The sequence below is a fragment of the Roseomonas sp. USHLN139 genome, from assembly GCF_037145735.1.
Taxonomy (GTDB): Bacteria; Pseudomonadota; Alphaproteobacteria; order Acetobacterales; family Acetobacteraceae; genus Pseudoroseomonas.
Genome location: NZ_JBBCWY010000018.1, coordinates 39,858 through 46,391, shown reverse-complemented (window position 1 = coordinate 46,391; position 6,534 = coordinate 39,858). Strand labels below are relative to the sequence as shown.

5 protein-coding genes are annotated in these 6,534 nt (G+C 65.7%); all 5 read left to right on the top strand.

Translation table 11 applies throughout. The annotated features are described in order from the left end of the window. Nucleotides 1-2,032: hypothetical protein (locus WFI16_RS25805; RefSeq protein ID WP_419900740.1), on the top strand; the 2,032-nt coding region annotated here is incomplete at its 5' end. Nucleotides 2,033-2,095: 63 nt separating this feature from the next. Continuing rightward, nucleotides 2,096-5,233, top strand: a complete 3,138-nt coding sequence (locus WFI16_RS25800; protein ID WP_419900739.1) for a hypothetical protein — start codon at nt 2,096-2,098, stop codon at nt 5,231-5,233. A 19-nt stretch (nt 5,234-5,252) separates the two neighbouring features. Continuing rightward, entirely contained in the window at nt 5,253-5,432 is a 180-nt protein-coding gene (locus WFI16_RS25795; protein WP_419900738.1) for a hypothetical protein, read from the top strand. A gap of 84 nt (nt 5,433-5,516) precedes the next feature. Then, nucleotides 5,517-5,927 (top strand): hypothetical protein, encoded by a 411-nt coding sequence (locus WFI16_RS25790; protein ID WP_419900737.1) that lies wholly within the window; start codon nt 5,517-5,519, stop codon nt 5,925-5,927. A gap of 18 nt (nt 5,928-5,945) precedes the next feature. Next, on the top strand, nt 5,946-6,503 hold the full coding sequence (locus WFI16_RS25785; RefSeq protein ID WP_419900736.1) for a hypothetical protein: 558 nt from the start codon (nt 5,946-5,948) through the stop codon (nt 6,501-6,503). The last annotated feature ends 31 nt before the right edge of the window (nt 6,504-6,534 follow it).

Below are 6,534 nucleotides of genomic sequence, written 5' to 3'. Positions count from 1 at the left end.
AGCGGCGGGCGCGACCAAGGGTGCTCTGGCAGGTGCCGCGGCCGGGGATGCGTCGGGCACGGCGGCCGGCACAGCGGCGGGGCAGACGTCTGGTACGATCGCCGGCGCGGCCGCCGGGGAGGCGGCTGGTGCTGCCGCTGGTAACACTGCGGGCGCAGCGGCTGGTGCTGCATCCGGCCATGCGGCCGGGGCGCTGGCGGGCGCCGATGCCGGGGCCGCTGCCGGCCAGCAGGCTGGAACTCTTGCGGGCGCTGAGGCTGGCGCGAACGCTGACGCGGACAAGCCCGATCCGCTCGCCTTGCCCTTCAAGGTTCGCGAAAAGAATTACGTCTGGAACATCCGCCAGTTCGGCCGCACCCAGCGTGAGAAGCAAGCCGGGCGCGACGACAACTTCGCAACCGCCGACATCGGGAATCTCTGGCGTCGAGCTGGGCGCGAAGGGGTGGCCTATCGCTTTGACGAAGGCGACTATCCGATCCGCTCGATGGACCCGGACGGCGACGGCATCAGCGCGCTCTACTTCAACGGCGTGCCGCGCATCGATGTGGATCTGACCAAACGGTCCCGAATCTATTTTGGGTCCGAGTTGGGTAATTTCACGGGGTCTTTCCTGAAGTTTCGCGCCAGCCCGGATGGCAGCTTTCTTGACGACTGGACCAGCTATCTGAAGATCACCGGGGGTCTCTTCGACTTCCGCGACCTGCCGGAGGGGCCCTATTACGGCGTCACGGCGATCGACATCTTCGGATTTCCGTCCTGTCATATTGACGGCATTCGGGTGCATGGGGGCCGGTCCGATCCCTTGACTGGCACCGGCCTGGGACGGCTCGACACCGCCGTGACCACGCACAACACCAACGACATCGTCGTCGAGAACTCGTGGTTCTCCGGTCCAAACGACACCGCCCTCTACATTTCCGGCGCGAACCAGGCTGGCGCTCCCAGCGGCATCGGCGAGCGATGCATCGTGCGGAAATGCACCGCCGAATGGGCTGGCAAGCTCGTTGCGGCGAAGCGGGACTTCTTCGGCCTGGAGGTGTCCGGCTGCTGGGTCAAGTACTGCTATTCTGGGGTCATCGGCAGTCCCGCCGGCACTCCCGTTCGCAACAATGAAGGGCGCGGCTGGAGCATCACCGGGAACCGGTTCTGGTTCCTCAATTCGCGGCCTATCGCTCTGTATGGCGGGTTCGGCGACACGGTGACCGGCAACATCATCCATGACTACGGCATGTCGCTGGCTCCGCACCACAACTACACCAGCCCTTCTTCTTCCAATCGCATCGGGGGCATCGGGCTCTACGGAACACAGCACGCCAAGGTAACCGGGAACACCGTGATCCAGAATCTCTACTGGACGCCCGGGGCTCCACCGGCAAGCGGCGCCTATCCGGCGGGGATCATCCTGGGCGCGCAGGACCGAGAGGCGGCTCCGGTGAACGCGCGGTACAATAACGTCTCCGACAATGTCCTGCGCAATGTCGACCGCGCCATCCATGAGTTCAGTGGAGGCCAGGACTACAACGTCTTCAAGGATAATGACGAGTCGGGCGCGACCAATCGCTCCATCATCAATGGTCCGAACTCGCGCATGGAAACCGCGCGGCAGAACATGGAGGAGGTGATCCCCTTCCCCTTCCCTGTTCTCTCCTCAGACGGCGGAGACCTTCCGGAGAGCGCATATCTGGAACGGGATGGCTTCTGCAGCAAGCGCGGAAGCCTGCTGACTTTTTCCTTCCTGATCCGGGTGGGCGACCCGAGCCTGATCAGCGGCGCGCTCTATGTCGATCTGCCGGTCCGCGCTGGGGCGGCCGTTCGAGAGACGCCCTTCACTATCCTGACGAATGAGTTCGTCCGCCGCACCAGCGCCAACTATCAGGAGCTGACGGCAAGCATGGGCAAGAATGGCAGCCGCGTCGTCTTCTACGAGAAGGGCGCGAGCAACAGTTACGGCTCCAGAACGCGGCTGACGGCCGCACAGCTGCAGCCGGGCGCGCTGATCGAGGTCAGCGGCTCCTACCAGGCTGGGGCGTAGCGCCCGCCGCATAGCCGGTTGCGCAAGCCGGGATCTTCAAACAATGGAATTGCTGGAGGCCGCATGAGCGCGACAAACGCGGGCGGGACCGTGCAGTGGTCTGCTGTTCATCAGGCGGCCGCGGCGACGGCTGCGTCGGTGGCTTTGGAAACGGTGGCCGACAAGGCAACCGAGATAGCCACCGAGATCACTGAGCGAGTGGCGGGTGAGGCCGGCGCGAAGGCGGGTGAGGATGCCGCCAAGCCGTTCGCCCTCGATGCCCTCGCGGCGGCTTCGGCGGCGGATCTGGCGCAGCTTGCAGCGCAATCCGAGCGTCTTGCCGCCGCTGCTGCCAAGGCCGATGCCATGGCGGCGGCGGGCACTGCGTCGTCAAAATCGGTGGAGGCGATCGGCGCGGCCAATCTTGCTGGGCAGCGAGCGCTTGACGCCCAGGGCTCGATGGCTGCGGCGGCGGATAAGGCCTCGGAGGCCGCCGAGGCGGCAACCGCCGCCGGTGCTGCCTTGGCGGATGCTGTGGCGGCGGCGGCGAGCGCGCTGGAGAAGGCCGGCCAGGCCAGCAGCAGCGCGGCCTCTGCTGCATCCTCTGCTGCGATGCTGACTGATCCTAGCGTCGCCCCCACCCTGGTGAAGAATGCTGCCGGTACCGACGTCGGCACACCATTTCTGTTCGACGATCCAACCCCGGCTGGTAGCCCGCGCCAAGCCATGACGGTCGCCAGCCTGCCCAAGACGCCGTGGTGGGATGATCTTTCCGGCGTCCGAGCGCGAAAGCCAAAGAGCGCCGGAGGCGCACTGCGCGACGAATTCGACATGAATGAGGAGTTCGAGTTCCAGAACAACGACTCCCCGGCCGACATCGGGCCAAACAATGAAGCCTGGGCGGCCTTCACCGCACACGCCAACGCCTGGAACGCGGCCAACCCGGGCAAGCGCGCGACCTACAAGGTGAACAAGCGGCAGGTCTGGCAGTTCTCGAACAAGGCAATCATCATCCCGCGGTGCCGTCTCATCCTTAACGGCACGGTCATGCAGTATGCAGGGACGGCATCGCGGTCGGCCCTGCATCAAGTGCAGGCGGGCGTCGATGTCGATACGCTGTTCTACTACGCCAGGAGCGACTTCTCCTGGTATCGCGTGGCAACGTTCGGCGCCGTAACCGATACCGATTACACGCGGATCCAAGACCTTCGGTGCGATTCGGATCTGCAGTTCGTCAACCGCCCGTCTAACGGCAACGGCTTCGATATCGCCTTCTATGTGTTCCAGGGGAACATCTGGTTCGGCAACGTCGAGTGGCGCCGCCAGGACTACGGCATGGGGATCAATGACTCCCAGACGACGATCCGCGGCGTCACGATCGACCAGGCATCCACGGAGCTGTTCCGCCGAGGCCTGTCCGCAAGCAACGTCATCGACCTGACGGTCCGGTCCTATCGCTACAAGGGCAGCTCGCCGAACGCCACGCCCGATCCCGGGCAGAACCCGCTCATCATCAACAGCATCGTCAACGGCAAGTTCCTGCTGATCGATGGTGACGGCGGGGAGGAGCATGCGATCCGGGTCGGCGGCGACAGTCTTCTGTCAATGCCCTCCTACAATCTGGACTGGGGAAAGCTGAATCTGCGCCGCCCTGGTCAGTCGGCCTTCAAGGTGTGGAACGGGCGGCCGGGTATTCCGATCCGGAAGGTCCGGATCGCCGAGCTGGATACTACGGATGCCGGCTACTACAAGTCGAAGAACGGCTTGCCGCCCGGGTACAATGATTTCAACGCCATGCTCGAAAACATGGTGGACGTGGAGATCGGCCGCTTCTCGGCAAAACCCGAGCTCTCCAGCTACTGCGGCTACGATGCCCTGCACCTGGCCGGCATGCAGGACACGGTGGTCCAGTCTGCCACAGCGGTGAAGCCGGTTCGCAACTCTGTCACCATCACGCCCTACTGCAGCGGCGCGAGCCTGCCCGACTATCCCGATGGCACGCTGCCGGCCGATGTCCGGAACATCAATGTTCCGAATCTCGTATCCGTCAGCCCGGGGCTGGACCACGTCAGCGTCCTGGAGGTGCCCGGCTACGCGACGGACAAGATCAACGTCCGGATGGACGCCGAGGGCGGCCGGGATGCCGTGAATTGGACCGGCGACGGCGTGACCGGCGGTAGTAGCCGCAACGTCTTCGAGGTCGATGCCCAGGCCAACCTGGGGCGCTCGATCTATACCGGCCCGCACGATTTCGACCGGTTCCAGGTCCGGAACCTCAAGGCCCCTCCTCTGGCGGGTCAGGAGCTGATCGGCGCCGGCCGCTATGTCGGCACCCTGACGCGGTCCGGCGTCGCCTCGACGCCGGATGGCGTGGGCGGCTTCCTCTCGGTACCGGCCGATGTCCCCCGGCTGCTGGGCTCGGAACGGCGGCTGCAGATCGAGGGGGGGCGCACCAACCTGCTGCTGAACAGCGCCACACTGGCCACACAAACGGTGACGGTCGTGGCCGGCACGCACACCCTATCGTTCAGCGGGGCCGGCACGGTGGTGCTGTCCGGCGCCGCCACGCAGACCATCGTGGGCGTGGCGGGCAAGCGCAGCCAGCGGGTGTTCACGGCATCTGCTGGCGCGCTGACGCTGACGGTGACGGGTGAAGTGCGGTTCGCCCAGCTCGAGAACGCCGCGACGGCGACGTCGTGGATTCCCTCGACTGGAGCGGCGGGCGTGCGGGGCACGGATCTGCTGGCCATCCCGCTCGCAACCTACTTTCCGAGCAAGATCGGCACGCTGCTTTTCAGCGTCCTGCTGGGGCAGCGTGCGACGAGTGGCAACGACCAGATGCTGTTCTCGTGGCACGACACGACAACGGCCAACCGGCTGCTGTTCTCCAATGCGGCGGGGAGCAGCAACCTTGCGCTGTTCAATGTGGCCGGCGGCGTCACAAGCCTGGCCAATATCGTGGTCGGCACCATGACGCCGGGGCAGCGTATCAAGGGTGCCCTGGCCTGGGACGATGGTGCCATCGACGTCTATCTCGACGGCGGCGCGGTCCAGACGTTCAGCGTGCCGAACGCCATCAATGCCTGGACCACCCTTCAGGTCGGCAACGCCCAGAACGGCGCCATCAATCGCGCCGCGCAGGGCGAATACATCTCTGTCCGCGGGCTACCCTATCGCGGTGCCCCTGCCCTTCTGCCGAGCCTCGTGGCCGGCCTGCGCTAATGCGCTGAAAGGAAATCACATGAAGTTCCGCCTCATTCGCTCCCGCACGATCGAGGCCGTCGACATGGCGTTTACCGAGACCGACACCCTTGTTCGGGTCTCCGAGCGGACCGATGCCGATGGCTGCCACCTCTACCAGAACCTCGCCGGGATCCAGCAGTGGCTGCACCCGGAATGGGTCGAGGCGGCCCCCGAGTAGGCGGCCGGGGGGCGCCTCGAGATGGCCGATTCCGCACACCCCACTTTGCCCCGGCGGGCAGATCATCCCCAGCTAGGAGCGATGATGTTCATGCGCCAGATCAGAATGCTGGGCGGTCGCTTCCTGGCTGTGTGGCGGGATGAACCGAGCTGGGCTGAGTTCTTTTCGGCTATCGCCGTGCTGCTCTACGTCTGCGGCCTGATCTGGCCTGGCGATCGGCCCTATGAGCTGAAGAGCCTGCAGAACCTGACGGATCTTCTGCCTGGGTGGTGGTGGCCAACGGTGTGCGCCTCTGGGGCGCTCTATCAGATGGCGGGCGCTTTGCTGCGCGTCCGCTTCATCCGCGCCTCGGCCGGCTTCGGCATGTGCATGTGGTACGGCTTCATGGTCGTGATGGTGTGGCCCGTCCTACCCGGCCACCCCATGGTCCTGCTGTCCGGGGCCTGGATCGTTCCGAACTTCTTCATCGTGGCGCGACATGCGAAGGGGTGGTGAACGGCTATGGATGAGGTGATGAAGCTGGCGATCCAGGGGCTCGCCGGCGGCGGCTTCGTCGCTTTGACCGCGGTCATCTTCGGTACCTGGGACCGCCGGATGGCAGCGCGCAAAGCCGTGACAGATGAGCACCGCGGCGCCGGCCAGGATGCGCAGGCGGAGCGCAAGGCCGCGTCCGAGGCGATGCTGGCATCGCTGCAGGCGAGCCGCCAGGACGCGGAGATTGCTCGCCGCGAGCTGGCTGCAGAGCGCGAGACCAATCGGCTGCAGACCGTGCGGCTGGCTGAGAAGCGCCAGGCTATCGCGCTCTGGGAAGCCAGGGCCCGCGCCATGGACAACTTCGCGCACTGGGTAGTTCACGAAGCCAACGGCATGTTCATGCGGATGTATGCCGCCGGCAAACGGGGGTTGAGCCCCAACGTCGTGGGCACGCTTCCGGCTGTGCCCTCCCTGGAAACCGTCACGGACTGGTCGGCGCCGCCGCATTCGTATGCGACGCCGGAGGAGATTGCGGCGTCCTTCGTGCCGCCGCGGATGCTGCCGGCACCGGGCGCCGAAGACCCCACCGAAGACTGACCCCGCGCGGCCGGCTGCCGCACCCCCCCCC

What these genes read in the sequence shown, in the direction of transcription:
- WFI16_RS25795 (WP_419900738.1), top strand. Translation starts at nt 5,253, where the DNA reads ATGAAGTTCCGCCTCATTCGCTCCCGCACGATCGAGGCCGTCGACATG.
- WFI16_RS25800 (WP_419900739.1), top strand. Translation starts at nt 2,096, where the DNA reads ATGAGCGCGACAAACGCGGGCGGGACCGTGCAGTGGTCTGCTGTTCAT.
- WFI16_RS25790 (WP_419900737.1), top strand. Translation starts at nt 5,517, where the DNA reads ATGTTCATGCGCCAGATCAGAATGCTGGGCGGTCGCTTCCTGGCTGTG.
- WFI16_RS25785 (WP_419900736.1), top strand. Translation starts at nt 5,946, where the DNA reads ATGAAGCTGGCGATCCAGGGGCTCGCCGGCGGCGGCTTCGTCGCTTTG.